General features: G+C 35.0%; 13 protein-coding genes. 2 read left to right on the forward strand and 11 right to left on the reverse strand.

The window, feature by feature from the left end; genetic code table 11:
• Position 1: 1 nt before the first annotated feature.
• The 4 genes from M0051_RS07125 to M0051_RS07140 form a co-directional block, all read right to left on the reverse strand.
• Complete coding sequence (locus tag M0051_RS07125; protein ID WP_306740842.1) at positions 2-1,549, reverse strand: RagB/SusD family nutrient uptake outer membrane protein; 1,548 nt, start codon at positions 1,547-1,549, stop codon at positions 2-4.
• Between the two features lie 20 nt (positions 1,550-1,569).
• Positions 1,570-5,169: a SusC/RagA family TonB-linked outer membrane protein gene (locus M0051_RS07130; RefSeq protein WP_306740843.1), complete on the reverse strand. Its 3,600-nt coding sequence runs from the start codon at positions 5,167-5,169 to the stop codon at positions 1,570-1,572.
• 154 nt (positions 5,170-5,323) lie between these two features.
• Complete coding sequence (locus M0051_RS07135) at positions 5,324-6,496, reverse strand: FecR family protein (protein WP_306740844.1); 1,173 nt, start codon at positions 6,494-6,496, stop codon at positions 5,324-5,326.
• Positions 6,497-6,643: 147 nt separating this feature from the next.
• Positions 6,644-7,222, reverse strand: a complete 579-nt coding sequence (locus M0051_RS07140) for an RNA polymerase sigma-70 factor (RefSeq protein ID WP_306740845.1) — start codon at positions 7,220-7,222, stop codon at positions 6,644-6,646.
• Positions 7,223-7,462: 240 nt separating this feature from the next.
• On the opposite strand from M0051_RS07140, the gene M0051_RS07145 reads away from it, so the two are divergent.
• Positions 7,463-7,960 carry a rhodanese-like domain-containing protein gene (locus tag M0051_RS07145; RefSeq protein ID WP_306740846.1) on the forward strand — a complete coding sequence of 166 codons (498 nt, stop codon included), beginning with the start codon at positions 7,463-7,465 and terminating at the stop codon, positions 7,958-7,960.
• Between the two features lie 197 nt (positions 7,961-8,157).
• On the forward strand, positions 8,158-8,547 hold the full coding sequence (locus M0051_RS07150; protein ID WP_306740847.1) for a hypothetical protein: 390 nt from the start codon (positions 8,158-8,160) through the stop codon (positions 8,545-8,547).
• Positions 8,548-8,840: 293 nt separating this feature from the next.
• Here the strand turns inward: M0051_RS07150 and M0051_RS07155 are convergent, their stop codons facing one another.
• The 7 genes from M0051_RS07155 to M0051_RS07180 all read right to left on the reverse strand — a co-directional run bounded on the left by M0051_RS07155 (position 8,841) and on the right by M0051_RS07180 (position 18,676).
• Complete coding sequence (locus M0051_RS07155; RefSeq protein WP_306740848.1) at positions 8,841-10,049, reverse strand: thioredoxin fold domain-containing protein; 1,209 nt, start codon at positions 10,047-10,049, stop codon at positions 8,841-8,843.
• Between the two features lie 2 nt (positions 10,050-10,051).
• Complete coding sequence (locus M0051_RS19755; RefSeq protein ID WP_373568304.1) at positions 10,052-10,228, reverse strand: PLDc N-terminal domain-containing protein; 177 nt, start codon at positions 10,226-10,228, stop codon at positions 10,052-10,054.
• A 73-nt stretch (positions 10,229-10,301) separates the two neighbouring features.
• Positions 10,302-11,531, reverse strand: coding sequence for a hypothetical protein (locus M0051_RS07160; protein WP_306740849.1), 1,230 nt, complete (start codon positions 11,529-11,531; stop codon positions 10,302-10,304).
• A gap of 12 nt (positions 11,532-11,543) precedes the next feature.
• Complete coding sequence (locus M0051_RS07165; protein WP_306740850.1) at positions 11,544-12,980, reverse strand: RagB/SusD family nutrient uptake outer membrane protein; 1,437 nt, start codon at positions 12,978-12,980, stop codon at positions 11,544-11,546.
• A gap of 145 nt (positions 12,981-13,125) precedes the next feature.
• Entirely contained in the window at positions 13,126-16,554 is a 3,429-nt protein-coding gene (locus M0051_RS07170) for a SusC/RagA family TonB-linked outer membrane protein (protein ID WP_306740851.1), read from the reverse strand.
• A gap of 278 nt (positions 16,555-16,832) precedes the next feature.
• On the reverse strand, positions 16,833-17,990 hold the full coding sequence (locus M0051_RS07175; protein ID WP_306740852.1) for a FecR family protein: 1,158 nt from the start codon (positions 17,988-17,990) through the stop codon (positions 16,833-16,835).
• A 71-nt stretch (positions 17,991-18,061) separates the two neighbouring features.
• A complete protein-coding gene (locus tag M0051_RS07180) occupies positions 18,062-18,676 on the reverse strand; it encodes a sigma-70 family RNA polymerase sigma factor (protein WP_306740853.1) in 615 nt (204 codons plus the stop codon).
• Between the last annotated feature and the right edge of the window lie 34 nt (positions 18,677-18,710).

The following is an 18,710-nucleotide window of genomic DNA, read 5'->3' on the forward strand; positions in this document are numbered from 1 at the left end:
ATTAGCGTGGGTTAGCTGTTAAACCTGCAGAAACCACATCCTGAGGAATTTGAATGGCTTTTCGCAAATCATTCGCCTTTAAAACATCTAAAACAGTTACTGTTCCATCAGCCTGAATCTGGAAACGAGGAACTTCAATACCATAACGCTTGATATCGAACCAACGCAAACCTTCATGTAGAGTTAGTATTCTTCTGCATTGCAACACGTAATGAATCATATTCTCCTGTGTTCCGGTAGCAACAGCAAAGTTCGGATTCAATTTCTTCTTTTGATTAGGAGCTACTTCCGAAGAATATTCCATTGCATCATAGAAAGTGTTAACCTGATCTAAAGTTGCTTCTTTTCCTTTAAAGAAATTCTTACTCCAAGCGTTCAAGTCAGCCAAAGCAGCATCATCTTCACCCAACATTACCTCTGCTTCCGCTCTCACTAACAACGATTCATCGGTTGTGAAAGGAATGGTAACACTTCTACTATATCCAATACCAGCAACTGGATCGGTATACTCAAACAAATAAGGAATCTTATAGAATAACGTTTTATCAAGATTGGTTCCTGCATACACAAAAGGACCAAAATTAAAATCAGCTCTTGCTGTAGCTCCCCAAGGTAGTGGTGCCAATAAAGTTTGCTCATCAGCAATCTTTTTAGAGTGATTAAAACGAGAACCATGATAATATGCTCCAAAATAAACTCCAGCGATTGATCCATCGGTAAGGGCCAATAAATTTGCTGCATCATTAATGTAGGCTTGCGTTACAGGATCTGGCTGTCTTGGCAATGCTCCTATTGCAGCCCAATCTCTAAGGACTGTTAAAGGATCTTCTGTAACCACCACACTAGCATATTCTTTAGCTTTTGCCCAATTCTCGTAATACAAATTAAAACGAGCAGCAAATGCATAAGCCGCTTTCTTTGTAAAATGATATGCACTAATCTCATACATATCATCAGAAATTAATGGAAGAGCAGCTTCTATATCCGCATTGATCTTCTTGTAAACATCTGCTACCGTTCCACGCTCATATTTAGGATTCAAAGTCGTTTCTGACTTCTCCATATAAGGAATTCCTAAATCTGTACTACTGGTTGATTTGTTATAATGATTACAGAAAACATTCACCAAAACGAAATGGTTATAGGCTCTTGTAATCAATGCCTCACCCTTTTCAGGTTTCAAGTTTTCCTCTCCTAGACTTTCTATTGCTGCTAATGCTTCGTTAGAGTGTGCAATTGCATTGTATGAACTCTCCCAAATTTGTTTAGGGTCATCATTCTCAACCTCTGTAACATCCTCCCAATTGGCAAGTTGTTCATAAAAGCGAGATGTATTTGGGTTTGAAGTTCCCATATCATCCACATTATCTGAACTAATTTCGGTCACTAAAGTATAACCTCCTGCAGGGTATGCGGAAACAAGTAGTTTTCTAATTTTCGTCTGACTGTCTACTTCTGCTCTATTGTCAGGAGTTTCATCCAGATAGCTATCGCAAGAAGCAGCAAACATAGTCAGAAGAACAATGTATACTATTTTAAATCTTTTCATCTTAATTAGTTTTTAATCTTCTACAATCCGAACTTTAACGTAAATGTAAACTGCTTAGGCACTGGAGTTGCCACACCTCCTGAATTGAAGAATTCCGGATCCTGACCATTTAATTTATCATCAGAATACAATAGGAATAGGTTCGTTGCCTGAACTTTTAACGACAGATTATTTACACCCAATTTGTTTGTGAACTGTTTAGGGAAATCGTAAGCCAACGAAATTTCTTTCATTCTAATAAAATCACCCTTTGCAATACGTGCAGAAGAATAATTGTAAGCATTGTAAGCAGTAGCCAAATCAGAAGAACCAATGTTATCTCTCTGACGAACCGTTGCAATTACTGGTATGTCTGTAATTTTCTCGTCACCTGGTCTTACCCAACGATTTTTGAATTCTTTAGGTAGTGCTGCCATATCTGAATAATCGCTTGCGAAAACAGGATCTAAACGAACTACATTACCAAAAGAGTAAGTCATGAATACATTTAATCTTAAACCTTTGTAAGTAAATGTATTGTTCAAACTACCAATATCCGTAGGATCAGCAGAACCAGAATATTCTAGAAAATCTAGGTTTTCTCTTTCCTGGAAATAAATATCGCTAACTGTTATATTCCCATTCTGATCGCGGAAAGTTGGTAAACCTTCGCTATTCAATCCTTCGAATGGAATGGAGAAAATAGAACGAACAGCATATCCTTCGCGAGCAAAACCATTCCCTTTCACCATATCGATTACACGTGATCTGGTTTCTAAATCTGTAACCTTATTCTTCACCTTAGAATAAACAAAGTTGGTTACCCAAGAAAAGTTAGGTGTTTTGATATTGGTTGAAGAAATAGAGAATTCAAAACCATGTGAATCCATCGAAGCAACATTTCCATACTTTGCAACTTCACCACCTAAACCTTGAGTGGTTACAATACCAATTAAATCGTAGTTGTCACGAGTATAATAATCGAATGTAGTATTAATCTTATTATTCAAGAAACCAATTTCGGCACCAATGTTGAACTCATGTTTCTTCTCGTAAGTTAATTCACTATTCTCAAGAGATTCAATATACAATGAACTTTCCCTCATACCTGCAGTAGGTCGCCAAGGGTTACCACTTCTGATATCGACAAGTGAGTTGGTTACATAATGAGGTCCACGGTCAGCAGTCAAACTATAAGAAACTTTCAAAGACAAATGAGAAATAGCAGGCTTTAATGACTCGAAGAAATTTTCTTCGTGTGCATTCCATGCACTTGAAACGTTCCATGTTGGTAACCAACGAGCCGAACTGGATTTTCCCATTTTGTTTGTTCCCTCATAACGCAAGGTACCGTTAATGGTATATTTACCCATGTATGAATAAGTAGCATTACCAAAGAAAGCCGTATTACGGTATCTTGTATTTTCTACTCCGTAATACAAATTATTGTTCTCAACACCTTTCTTGAATAATTCATAAGAATAGAATGGAATTTCACCCATTGAATATTGTAATCCCCAACCTGTATTGTGAGTTTTCTTACGATCTGATGAGTTAACCTCCATACCTCCATAAAGGTTCAGGATATGAGTATCGTTAAATGAATCCTTATAAGAAGCTGTTGCTCTAAAGTCATACCCCAACATACTATAATCAGTACGCTCATAAATACCGCCCTGTGGCAATACACTTACAGGAATTGCATATGGATCATCCGGATCTTTATAAAGGAATGGATTATTGTCGCGAACTGTTACATTAGGCATTGCTCTGTAGGCCTCAGCTTGATTCGAAAACTCAGTAATATTGTGCTCCTGTGAAGTAGCCGAATATTTAATTGCTCCCAAAGCACTCAATTCAACTTTTTGAATTGGTTTCCACTTCAACTCTGTCTGGAACTTCACATCCACAACATTTAAGTCAATATAATTTTCCCCTAATTCTCTCTTAATATTAAAAGGAGCATAGTTACGTGTGTAATCTGCACTAGGGTCCAAAGTTCTTGAAGAATTCAATGCAAAAGAATAAGGGTTTATATCAAAATCACGCTTTACCTTACCTGTTACAACGTCAACATCTTGTGCCAATGTTCCCGGAGCTTTTTGCTTACGGTAAGAAGCACTACTGATTGTATTGAATGATAGATTATCGCGAATTTTAAAGTTTGATTTGAAGTTCGCTGTATAACGATTTACCTTACTTGATTGAGTCCAACCCGGATCAACCAAGGCACTAACAGATCCGTAGTAAGTTGCCTTTTCAGTACCCGATGACATACTCACAGAGTGACTTTGCATGATATTGGTATTGAAAAGTTCATCGAACCAGTCAGTATTTCTATATTCGGCTTTTCTTAAAAATGCAGCTTTGGCTTCAGGAGTATTCGCCAACAAAAAATTTCCTGAAGCATCCAATTGGTTCAATTGCTGATACATTCTACCATAAACGCCACTTTCACGTGCATTTGACATATCTGCATAATTTAACCAACCACCTTCACGCATATCTTCATAAACAGCCATTTGCTCCTGCGAGTTCATGATGTTAAAATCTGAGTATGAAGGTGTCAAACGATAAGTATATTCCCCTGTATAGTTGATACGGCTAACACCAGCTTTACCTTTTTTGGTTGTAATAACGATAACCCCGGCCATTGCTCTTGCTCCATAGATAGAAGTTGCAGAACCATCCTTCAATACTTCGAAACTTTCAATATCATCGGCATTTAAGCCTGCAATTGCAGAACTAATCAATGTAGTTACATCCCCTGAAGAAAGAGCATCTGAACTTAATTCAACAACATCTTCAAGAATAACTCCATCAACTACCCAAAGTGGCTTTGAACTACCATAAATTGAGGTAGCACCACGAACACGGATTTTTGGAGCTGCACCGAAAGTACCCGAAACGTTTTGCACAGATACACCAGCAGCACGACCTTCTAAACCACGACTTACATCAGGGATACCGGAAAGTTTTACATCTTCTGCTTTTAATTTTTGACTGGCTCCAGTAAACAAGCGTTTATCAGTCACAACCATACCAGTAACAACAACTTCCTCTAATTTTTCTGATGATTCTTTCAGCGTAATATTTAAGGATGTTTGATTGGTAATCTCAATTTCTTGATCTTCCAAACCTATAAAAGAAAAAATCAAAACTTGACCTGGTTTATCATCCAAAGAGATTTCATACTCACCATCAATATTGGTAGTGGTACCAATATTTGATCCTTTAATAATTACTGAAACTCCAGGTAAAGAAACATTGTTTTCATCAACCACTTTACCTTTCAATTTTCTTTTCTCTTGAGCAGCAGTATTTGTATTTCGTTCCTGCACTCTAATCAAAACGGTTTTGTGTTCCACCTCATAAGATAAACCAGTATTTTCAAGTGCTTTATCAAGTACTCGTTCTACCAGTTCATTTTGTGCATTCACCGAAATTGGCTTAATGCCTTCAAACTGAGATGCATCATACAGAAACCCCAGTTCGGTTTGCTCTTCAATAGCTTTAATTAAGTCTTCAATGCCGGAATTCTCTAGGCTTACGCTAATCCGACTTTGCGAAAAAATGCCTGCATTCGCTTGAAATGCAAATGCGACAATTAACACCATCACATTTCTCATTGTACGTAACATTCTCATCCACCTTATAAAAAAGGTAAATGCGTTCTCACAAAGGTTTTTTTTCATACATTTGTCAATAGGTAATTAAACATGGAATACCCTGCACGGTATTCATTATCTGTGTATAAAATCGGAAAATGTTGGCGCAGTTTCCGATTTTTTTCTTTTATTCCCTCATACTTACAACAACAGCTTTTTTATTCATTTCTATTTCTATATTGGAAATCTTTTCAATCATGTTAGAAATCACTTCTAATCCTTCCATCTTATTCAATCTTCCACTTAATCTCTTGTTTTTTAGATCAGGATTTTGATAAAAGACTTTTATATCATACCATCTGGCTATAGTTCTCAGAATATCTTCCAATCGTTGGTTCTCAAATCTAAAATATCCATTAATCCAACTGGTATATAAATTGGTATCAACCTCTGTACTTTCCAAAGTTCCTTCTTTATGATTCCACTTAGCCTGATTTCCTGGCTCAAGCATTAGACTTTTATCAACACCATTAGAGTTAATTGAAACTTTTACTTTACCACTAACTAATGTGGTTTGTATTGAATTTTCATTCTCATATGCCATTACATTAAATTGAGTTCCTAACACCTCAACTTCCATATCATCCACTTCAACAATAAATCTCTTACCAGTTTTACTCACATCAAAAAATGCCTCTCCTCGCAATTCTACTCTTCTATCCTGCTCTCCAAAACTTACAGGATATTTTAATTCAGAGTCACAATTCAAATAAACTATCGTTCCATCCGAAAGTTCAATCTGATAATCATCTCCTTTTGAAGTATGAAGAGTATTGTACGCAACTGATTTAGTTTTTATCGTATCTTGCTTTTCGTACTTCAAGCCAGCTCTCAGGTATTTTCTTATTTTAACTCCCTGATCTTCCACTACAGCTTGCTCTACTCCCGATTCTAATTCATATGTATTCCCGTTAGAGGTAATTAAAACTGTTTGATTTAAATCCTCATTTTTAATATTATTTTGATCAGCAAAAGATTGATTCATTTGATTGCTGGAGTATTTCCAAAGTCCAACACCAATCGTTAACGGCAACAGAACAACTGCAGCATACTTAAGCATTTTATTAATAAATACTTTACGCGACTTTTTATTCAATCTTTTCATGAACAAATCCGTTGTATTCGGAACTGATTCCAATCTTAGTTCTTCCATTGATTTTTCATGATAGTTTTTCATGCGACAGAAAAACGCGCTGTTCTCTCCCGATGCCATCAACCATTCTTGAAATTCTTCCTCTTCAAAGGAAGTTAATTTGCCATCCAGCTTTTTTCGGAGAATGTCTAAATCTAAATTCTTCATTTTAAATTTTTACCGATTTAAAATCTATACAAATGGTTGGTAAGGTTAAGTCACTCTTAAGACGAGGAAAAACAAAAAGGGTTAACAAGTTTTTGAATTTATATTTCAAAAAAATGTAACCCTTTGATATTGTGAAATATATTTTAACTATATTTTGTTTTTTGTAATTATGTAGGAAAATAACACCAACAATTCTTTTAAACTATATAGCCTTTCTTTTAAAATTTTTTTAGCTCTGAACACCTGAACTTTTACAGTATTTACAGAAATATCCATTTCTTCTGCTATTTCGGCATGTTTTAATCCACTGTATACTGACATACGATAAACTTCCTTGCATTGAGTAGGTAATTCATCAATGGCCCTCTTGATTTTTAAACTCACTTCAGGATCAATATTAACGCTTACCGATTCTGATATAATTTGAGCTTCTACTAATTTTAACTTTTTCTTGTCTTCAAGCTTTATGGAACGTAAATGATCAATGCACGAATTCTTAACCATAAAAAAAAGATAAGAACGAAGTGATCTGGAGATTCTAATATTAGGATTTTCCCATAGCTTTATAAATACTTCCTGAACAATATCCTCTGCTATATCAGGAGAGCATACATAACATTCAGCAAAGCGAAACAATTGTGCATGGTATGTATCAAACAACATTCGAAAAGCATTCTTGTCACGTTCAGCAATTCTTTGGTATAGTAATCTCTCTTCTGCAATCATTTGTCATGGGTTTCTTTTTCTCAACACTTTTAACAAGGTTGGCTCAAACTATTGTCAAAAACTTTAGCTAGGGGGGAGGGGAGTGCTAATATATAAATATTAACCCATATAAACAAAATCTTTCGATGCAAAGCCAGTATTATCTCCTGACCAACACCCACTTAAGTCAAAAGAAGTTATATCTTTGCCCCCAGAAAATTTTTGCAACTCAACCAAAAATCTAATCCAACCAAAAGTAAAATGAGAATCATCCAAATTATAATTCTTAGCCTTATATTTTACTCTTGTAGCAACAATAAAAATCAAAATAACTCCAATTCTGAAGTTGCTGAAAGTAAACAATCAGTGGAAACTCCCGAAGCATTCGCACAGTACCGCGATATCACAGGTTTAGTAGATGCAGAAGAATTTTATCGATTGATACAAACTTGCGATAGTGCTAAAATTTACGACATCCGTTCAAGAGAAGTATACATTTCGGAACCCAGAATTAAGGGAGGCAAATTAATTTACGATTTTAGCTATTTCAAAGAAGCACTTCAAAGCTTGCACCGCGATCATCAAATCATGGTTTACTGCGGTAAAGAACTTCGAAGTCCTGCTGCTGTTAATGCTTTGGTAAAAATGGGCTTTAACAATGTATACGAATTGAAAGGTGGATTGGCAGCATGGAAAAACAAAAGACTTCCTTTGGTAGATACAGATGGAAATGAGTACAAATATTCATCAATGCAATAGTTTTCTTGTTCATGTGCAAACCACAACAAACAACTATCAAATTGTTACTTAAATAAGGTAAACTACTTTCAAAATGTAAAATTAAAGGTTTTTTAACAAATAAATTCTTCTTTTCGTTCACCCATTTCTAACAGTCAACTGTTATTGTATTGTAATTAGTAAAAACAAATAAACAGCTTAATCGCTAAGGGGGAAAAATGAAGAAGAGAGAGATTGCCGTACCTAAGAATACAATGGGTTTTAAAGGCAACAATGAGAAAGCTAGTAAAAGCAGCAAAACAGGTATTAAAAGACTTGCTGTTGTATTTATTCTATTAGTCTTTTGCATGCCAGTAAGCAAAAATGTGCTGGCAAATAAGGAAGAAAAAATTAAACCTGGAAAGAAACAAGCTACACTGATTCTATCGGATGGCAGTAAGTTAATTCTGGGTGCAAGTACCGATACCATTGTAAGTTCAAAAACAACCGGTATTCGTATCATTGTAGATTCTACAGGAATCAATTACATCTCGATTGATAGTTTGAAGAAAATACATAAAACCCACAAAGTGGATTCAGTAAAAACACTAAAGCCGCAAAAGAAATAGGCAATTGAATTGACAATAAATCATTTTGTGTTTGAATTAAAAAGGAAAAATCTCCCACAGAGAGGTCTTTCCTTTTTTTATGTCTTCGTTTTTTTTAACTGTTCGCTGTGACAAACGCAAATAGCTTACGTGAAAAGGCGCAAATTTATTGGTGTAAAAAAAGCAGCCACTCCCAAATGTGGCTGCTCCATTTACTAATCAACATATCCATTTCATCTAGTTCCTCAGAATGATTTCGAGTAATTTTTTAATAATTCAAAAGTAACCGACAACACAGATAAAAGCTATTATTATTACAACTTGTCAATTGCTTCTTTCAATCGCGTTACAGTTGGATGTGTATTGTTACCTCCTGCTTTGCCATTTTCAGCGATGAAAATATCAAAAGCGTCCGTAGCTTTTTCTTTATCCTTCTTATGAAGATATAATTTTGCCAACATCAAATTCCCCATGATGATGCCATTTTCTCTATCGGCGGCAAAAGTTTGAGCAATTTTGATAAAATCATCTACAATTTCTTTTTTGGCTGCCAATTTTTCCGTTCGTAAAATCTCATCACATATGCTATGATAAGAAAAAACATTTCCTTTATTGCCTTTTGATGCTTCAGCCTCTTTGATTTTAAGATCGTACCATGTTTGCAATTGATTATTTGCTATATAATAGGTATACCTTAAACTGTTCTTTGTATGCTCTAAATTATCATTTGGAAATTCCTTATGACATCTATCAATTTCGTCATTCAATTCTTTTAAGTTCTTACACTCCTTAGCATACTGCTCCAAATGCGCATAATAAGCAGAACCAAATAATGTTGCATATTCATAAGGCTCAGCAATTTCTTTTACTTTGTCCTTATTCGCCAATAAGTAGCTGAATTCTTTTGATCCATATGGAAATTTAGAGGCTGAAATCACATAGAACTGCTCTTTGTTCATGTATTGCTCTATGGAAGTTTTTTTGATGATTTCTTTGGCAACAATGGACATAGTTTCCCTGTCATATATAGCTTTTACTGCATTTAGATAAGTCATCAAAAATTTCAAATCTCTGTTACCGCTCTCGTACTTGGTTCTTAGAACTCCAATACGCATCTCCGGATTCAGTGCTGCCTTTGCGCCTTTGATTAAATCTTCGGCTGGCATCCCTCCTACCAACTTGTGGACTACCTTACCATTGGCATCGATAAAAAGAAGAGTTGGAAAAGAACTAACGCCATATTTCTTGCATAAAGCAATCCCTTCTCCTTTTTCCATATCCATTTTTACATTCACAAAATTTTGGTTAAAATAATCACCAACCTCCTTTTGTGGAAAAATGTTTTTGGCAAGGTACTTACACGGACCGCACCAACTGGTGTAGCAGTCCATAAAGATCAACTTATTCTCTTTCTTGGCTTTTGCCAAAGCTTCATTAAAAGTTCCACGTTCAAACTCAATGCCTTGAGCAAACAAGCCACTACAAATGAATGTAGCTACTAATAGTACTAAAACCTTTTTCATTTTTATCTTTTTTTGAACTGAAAATAAATAATTGGTCCAATCATAGGGAGAAGAAAAATAGCTAATAGCCAAATCAGTCCTGTTTTATTTTTATGTCGTGATGAGAGGATATCATACAAAGACCATATCCAAAGTACAGCAGACAGAACAATTAAGATAACTACTAGATAATCCATCATATTAAAAATTGTTTAATAAGCACATAAAAAACTGAGTAATACCATCATTTGATATTACTCAATTATAGGAAATTTAATTATCATATTGCCTTAGAGGACAATACTTAAGCACATTTCTAACTCTTTGTCCTTGATGATAGGATACTACAGAACCAATGCTGTAATCATCCATTATATTGACAGATTTCATCACTTTGTTATCATCTTTGGTAGTTTTCCAAATGCCGCTAGCTCCCCTATTCCAAGTATACGTATCAGCACAATAATCAACATCTCCATCGACCACAGTTGGTGCTCCCCATCCCGTATAAAAAACAGTAGGTAAAAGCCCAAAATACTTACCTATACTAGCTACAATAGTACTATTATCCTGAAAGTGGCTAGGTGCGAAAATGAGACCTATATCTTTTGGATCAGTAATTTCTATAGCATCACCTTCCTCTACCTGAGTCAAATCCAAACCTGGTAAAATAGATGGATCAGTCGTAATATGAGCTGGTGCCGAAATATCAGGATCATAATATTGAGCCCATGGGCTCGTTTTGCACACCCAAATATTCAAATACAAATTGTGATCCCACATCAAGTTATCTTTTAAGTAAGACAAAGCCTCAGCTTCATCAACATCACCTAAATGCACGCGATTAATACCTGTTTCACCCAACTTATTTCCATCTGGATCTACTGTAACCAATTCGAAACGTACTTTCTGATCAATTGAATGTGGTGCGTTAGCTTTAGCCGTATTAGCAAAAGCTTTATTCAAACTTTCAATAACAGCATTTATCTTTTCTTCTTTAAAACTACTGATAGCCTTTTCATGACTATCCGTTTCCACCATATGAAAAACAACAGGAATAACATATTCTTTTAATTCTTCAATTGGCTCTGCTTCAAGTATGACACTAACGCGTTCACTTTCCACATCTCCCGCTTTAGCATAAAATATAAGTTCTGAATCACTCGATTCAGTAGAGTACTTAAAATTCTCAAGCTTATCTCCACTTTCAGTATAAATATCTAATCCTTCAGGTAAGTTTCTCATACGATACTTTACCGTATCCCTATAGCTTGTATCTTTAATCATACCATCACCATAAAACTTTTCAGTAATATCAATCCCGTAATAAGCACTTAATACAAATTCTACTTCCGCTACTCCATTTGCAAATAAATGTGTTGAACTAGCCGACAATTCTAATTTAACAACCTCATTATGTTCGTTTTCAAAACGATCATAAGGCTCCTTTTCACAAGCAAATAATGCTAGTATTAATGTGATATATAAATATATTCTTTTCATCTTTCCAAAATTTTAATGAAGGTTCCAACCAGGATTTTGTTCAATATTATTATTCTCCAATTCAGAATTAAAAGGAATTGGTTGTGTTAAACGATAATCTCCATCTTCAAGTGTATACGATTCAACATCTTCATTATCAATTGCAGAACGAGTAAACCCTTTACGTGTTCTTACCATATCTAACCATAGCATATCAAACTCAAAACAAAATTCTCTTTTTCGCTCATCCAAAATTTCTTGTAGCACATCGCTACCTGTAAACTCCGTATAGTCTGTAATTCTGTTCGATTGAAACTCTTCAAGATAAGTTTTAGCTTCTGCCATATCACCTTTTCTAGCATATGATTCAGCAATAATCAAATGTAAATCTGCAATTCTAAAAAAGAAATATGGATTAATTCCATAACTGTAAAAGTGCTTGAATTTAGAAATACTTTTATCCACATTATTAACCCATGCATTTCTTATATCATTATCAGACATCAGATTACTAATTCGTTCACTTGCATAATTAGGCATATTATAAAGTGCTATACCACAAACAGCATCTCGATATTCATTTGTATATCCAAATGGTGTACAAACAAGTAATGCAGTAGGATTTTCCTTTTCAATACCAGATTCCTGAATATCAAACATATCATCAAACTCATCTATACTAGCAAGTTTTTTTCCTTCCATAGCCTTGGTTGCATACTCAATAGCCATGTCGTAATCACCTTCAACACCAGCGCCAGATGCTCCTTTAAAATGATAAACCTTGGCTAAGAGTGCATTTACCAATCGTGCATCGTAAAATAAGCTAAACTCAGTAGGCTCTGTCTTATATGACAAGATATCTTCTAACTCCTTAATGATTATGGCATATACTTCTGTTTGAGTTTTCCTTTCTGAGTCATAGGATAAAACATCATCTGCATTCAAATTCACCGGTATACCAAGGTCATCCCTATCATAAGGGGAAAAATATTGTATTAGTTTCAATAAATTCCAGGCACGCAAGAATTTGGCTTCGGCCTGAATAATATTTGCTTCATCTTCAGTGATGCCACCAAGAGCATCAAGTTCTCCTAGAACTGTGTTGTAATAGCCAATAGAAGAATACAGATTATTCCATAAATTAGAATGGAAGTTTTTATTATACCATTGCAACGATTCATAAAAAATCCCCCTATTGTTTCTTCCCCACCAATTATCCAAGTACACCTCATCATCTAATTGTCCTGAATAATAAATAAAAGTTTTAAAGAAACGTTCATCAGAATAAAAGGGAGATACATTACTAACTGAACTACCCTGTGTATATTCAGATAAACATGCGCCCATCAAAGTTTTTACATCATCATAGGTTTTAACGACAGTAAGATTCTTAGGTTCCACTTCCAGATAGCCCTCACAAGAGCTAAACCCCCAAACAAGAACCAATAATATATATGTTATTTTTTTCATCTGTTTATAATTTTATTTTTAGATCAGATGGAACTTACCATGAATTAAATAATCATTACCTCCGATTAGCTCGCAAGCTCGGTTCTCGTATGTGAGTTAATAATTACTTAATCATAGACGTTTCATTTTAATTATTTTAACTCGATTAGAATCCTATATTTAAAGACATCACATACTTACGTGTATTAGGGTAATCGAGTGCTCCCAATAGTGATGGATCAATGCCTTTATATTTAGAGAAAGTTGCCACATTACGAACATTAAAGTTCAGACGTGCACTTTTCAATCCAATTCTATTAACTAACTCAGACTTGAACATATATCCCAAACTGATCATATTAATTCTAAAATAATCACCATCCTCTAGTTCAGTATCAATCATATATGTATCAAAAGCTGAATAAAAATAATCAACACGAGGATATTTTGTTACATCACCCGGCTGAGTCCAGGAATCCAAAATATGAGCTTGCTTATTTCTAGAAGTTGTTAATTGATCGTTGGCTCCAAAAGACATAATTTTATGACCTCCTTTATAATCCCCAGAAATACGCAATGACAATTGCTTATACTTTAAAGTTGTGGATATACCGCCATAGTAGCTTGGGGTATAATCTCCAAGATATGAAGCTTTTGGCAATTGAATATTTGAAGTCACATTTTGAGTCAGCTTCATATCAAAAGGCTTACCATCATCTCCAATAACATATACATGACCATCAGATGGATTAATACTATGAAATTTATATCCATACCAGCCTTTTACAGGGTAACCAGTAACATACTCCTGCCCTTTAGCTGCAACATCATCTAAATTAGGGTAAAATGACTGTACAATTTCATCATTTAACAAATTCAAATTAGCCTGCAAAATCCATGTAAAATCATTACGATCGTATACAGTAGTAGTCATATCAAACTCCCAACCTTTATTGGAAATAGAAGCAACATTTGCTTTGATACCTGATCTTCCTGAGGAAACAGCAAGTTTCTTAAGGTTTAGCACATCTTCAGTAATATTATCGAAATAGTTAACTCCAATCTGCAATTTGTTATTCCAAAGTCCTACTTCCACTCCAACATTACGATCTTTCTTGGTTTGCCACTTTAAGTTCTTGCTGGGATAATCAATTCTGTTTGGTAAAACTTGACCATCGTACTTGTAATTAGCATTATTAAAATGTAATAAAGTATATGGTGAAGCATTACGATCAATACTTCCCGTGTAACCATATCCCCCTTTTAAGGCCAATAGTGAAACTATACTGCCATCTAAAAAAGCTTCGTTATGAAGATTCCATCTTCCTGACACATTCCAAAGAGGTGTAAATTGGTTAGCATTCCCAACAAAAGTAGAACCATCATAACGCAAGCTTCCACTTAAGATATATCTATCCTTGTAAGAGTATAGCATATTCGTAAAGAATGATGATAATTTATCTTCATATTCTGAAGTTCCACCAAGAGCATACAAATTAAGACGATCAGCCTCAAATCCATCTAAATCAGGATATCCGCCGATTCCATGTACTGCATCGTAAGTAGGAGAAAAGTTGAAAAAAGTATTCGACTTGGTTTGTCTAATTTCCTGACCTCCAAACAAAGTTACATAATGACCACCTTCAAATTCTTTCATAAACTGCAAAGTATTACGCAGAGTATACTCACTTCCTCTACTAGTACTTTCTCTTAATGATCCCTGAAGCATGTCGTAGGAAAATGAAGATCTACTTTCAGGATGCCAATTAGTGCTATAAATACCATTAGTGCTATAATCGGAATAAGTACCAGCTATAATCTTTTTCGAACTATGATTCGAATTGATATTATAAGCTCCTTGTAAGGTATAAGTTAATCCTGGCAGAAATTCGTACTCAAATTTCAGATTCATATTTGAACTAATATAACGCGAATCATCAGTATTTTTTTTCAAATCTTCAAGGGCATTAAACTGACGAAAATAACCTTTTCCGTCAACCGTTTCAATAGAAGCAGGATAGGTTAAATCATATGCATAAGTTCCATCCTCATTGTAAGGTTTTTCATATGGGTTAGCGTAAATAGCATATTTTAAAGGATTAATACCACTAGCCGTTTTTGTTGTATTACGAAGATTAGTCGATAAACCAAAAGTGATCCGTATTTTTTCTGATGGATTATGAGTAATCTTCATGTTTAGTCCAAGTTTGTCAAACTCATTATTAGGCTCGATACCTTCTTCTGATAAATAGTTCCCCGATACGTAATATTGAGTTTTTTCATTTCCGCCACTCATACTTAAAGAGTGTTGCTGACTTATAGCAGTTTTAAATATCTCCTTAAACCAATTGGTATTTGTATTACGCAATTGATCTAAAGCCATATTTGCATCAGCTAAGGTCATGGTTTCATTTTCAATGGCTCTATAAATATCAGCAGCCCTACCAAGAAACGGTCTCTCGCTCCAATCCTCATAATAGCCTTTCTCAAATTCAACCTTCTCAGCTGAGTTCATCATAAACAACTCAGGATTTGGCCTTTCGGTAATTGTCATATTTGAGGTAATATTGAAAAATGTTTTACCAGAATGACCCGATTTTGTAGTAATTACAATTACACCATTAGCTGCCTGCGCTCCATAAATAGCAGATGCTGCAGCATCCTTCAATACCGTAATGGATTCGATATCTTCCGGAGCTACATTACCAATACCTGAAGTTAAAGCTTGAGCTCTTAAAGCATTCCCATCACTTACTTCTGGTACTGATCCCATCATAGGCATTCCATCAACAATCCATAAAGGATTTGTATTACCTGTAAAAGAGTTTACTCCACGAATTTGAATATCTGCATCTTCACCAGGTCTTCCACTTGAAACCACATTCAATCCAGATACGCTTCCTTCTAAGGCATCCTCAACAGATGTAAAACCAACGTTCTTAATAGCCTGATTGGTAATGGCCTTTGCACTACCTGTCATTCTTTCACGATTGATGGTTTGATAACCTGTCACTACCACCTCAGCCATTTGTTCTGAGTCTGCTGTAAGCTTTACATTTTGCACTGTCTGTCCTTTGTAAGTAACCTCTTGTGGCAACATCCCTACAAAAGAGAAAACCAATACCACATTGTCATTTTCAACTTCGATAGCATACTTTCCATCAATATCCGTTGCAACCCCAACCGAAGTTCCTTTAATTACAACCGATACTCCTGGAAGAGGCACTCCTTGGTCGTCGGTTACCGTTCCTTTGATTTCTTTCTTTTCCTGTTGTCCTTTGGTAGCTGGCTCAGACGGCTTATCGACTACCATAATCACATTATCCTGAAAGCGACATTCTAAACTACTTTTGCCAAATATTTCATTTAGAACCTCTTCTACAGTTTTACCAGCGGCATCGACACTTACACGATTTAATTCCTGAATTTTTTCTTCACTGTAAATAAAACTCAAACCTGTTTGAGACTTGATTTCATTTAGAACTTCCAATATCGTAGCATCTTCAAATTCGAAACTAACTCGCTGGTTTTGAGAAAAAACTCCTGCCGTTGCACTTAGAGATAGTGCCAATGTTAAAAAGAGTACTAGTTTCATTTCCAATAGGATTTTTAGCCATTTCCGTTTCGGGAAATGAACCAACAAATGATTTTTTTTCATAATTTTGTATTGAAATGAGTTAACATTTGAATAGAAACCGCCAAGTATCTATTCGATTATTGATTTCGAAACGGGAGGATCTGCAAATCCTTCCGTTTTTATTTATACCGATTTGTTCCTAAAATGCCGAATTACTTCGTTTCTCACGCATTGCGCCTTTAGAAATCTATCGGCATAATACGTGCAGCATTATAAGATTAAAATCGTATTAGGTTCTATTTTGCCATCACTACTATGGTATTCTTGTTAATTTCAAATTTTGCATTCGAAGTTTCCTGTATAAAATACAACAAACTTCTCACGTCAACATATCTTTCCATATCACCTGAGAATCGATAATTTTTACATTCTTCATTCATGTAAAATATCTTCACATTGTACCATCGTTCCAATCGAAGCATGATATTTTCCAAGGATTCATTCTCGAAAACAAAGTCACCATCTTTCCAGGCAATGTATGGTCGAACATTTACTTTTTTGATATCTATTTTACCCAACTTCATGTTTGTCAATCCCAATTCTCCTGGTTTTAATCTTGATTCTTCTCCTCTTGGATTCGCTCTTACACCAACCGATCCTTCAACCAAAACTGTTTTTATCTCATCCTGATTATAGGCATTGATACAAAACTCCGTACCATACACTTTAACTTGCTGATTGTAAGAATTCACAACAAATGCCTTCTTTTCATCATGAGCTACATCAAAATACGCTTCTCCCTTTAGAAACACTTTTCGAATATTACCAGTAAATTGAACTGGATATCTTAATTCCGAATCAGCATTCAGCCACACTCTGGTTCCATCTGCCAACTGCATATTAAACTCGTTTCCGCGCTCAGTTTTTAATGTATTATAGATTAGTTTATCTGTTTTTGTATCACTCTCGGTGTATTCAAGTCCTGTTTCAGAATCCAATTGAATTAAGGAACCATCTTTTTCTTTGATCTTTTTGTTTTGATCTTCAATATCAACTTGCCTTCCTGTTGACAAAATTAATCGAGCGCCTTTCTTTCCAGGTTGAATTTCTTGGTTTGCTGCAATCATTTCCTGATTTTCCTGGTACTGATTCCATAAATAAGGGATGGAAAGGCTCAATATCAGAATCACACTGGCTGCAGCTGCAATCCAGGTAATGTAACGAACTCTAGAGTTAATACGATTCTCAAATTTCTTCCATTCTTTGTTGGTATCAATTTGTTTGGATTTAAAACTCCAACGCACAAACAAAGATTTTTTCAGAATCTTCTCATAGATCTTTTGGTTCTCATCAGAAGAATGAATCCATGTTTCTATGGATTTTTCCTCTTCCCCTTTGAGTTCACCTGAAATGTAATCTACAATTTCCTGGTATTTTTGATCGCTAATATTCATTTGTTTTCCCGTAAATTAAGTGCACTGTCATTATAAGTACAGGAAAAATGAAAAACGGTTGACAAAAAAATCTATTTTTTTGAAAAAAAGTATAAAAGAAAGAAATCTCCCAACTTATCGGAACTGGCTCTAAGTGTTTTGAGTGAACGCACCACGTGTGTTTTTACTGTTTGAATTGAAATATTCAACTCATCAGCAGTTTCCTGATATTTCATCCCTTTCAGATAAATGCACTTTATCACTTCTCTCCCACGTTCTGGTAATTTTTCAACTTCTTCAAGAATTTTGGCTACTATTTCCTCTTTATTGGATTCAAACTCATTATAGATTTTATCAAAACTCTCAATATCAGCAGCATTCTTAAGCACATCTACCTTTTTCAGTTTATTAAAACAGGCATTTTTAACCGCTACATGCAGGTAGGAAGCTAATTTGTCAGGATTCCAATTGTGGTAAGTTTTTTTTCTCCATATGCCAACAAAAAGATCCTGTACCAAGTCTTGAGATTGATCCAAATCGTTTAAAAAAGTATCAGCCCAAATCACTAAGGATTCAAAATACTTTTTAAAGAGTAGATTCATTCCCTGCTTATTATCAGCAGATAACAATTCGCATATGTACTTATCGGTGGTTCTCATGGTTGAATTAGGAGCTTCAAAGCTTGCAATTTTTTTTGTTTTGTGCAAGCTGTAATTTTCAACTCCTAGAAACCATCCCTTA

The organism is Marinifilum sp. D714, from assembly GCF_030851345.1.
Lineage (GTDB): Bacteria > Bacteroidota > Bacteroidia > Bacteroidales > Marinifilaceae > Marinifilum.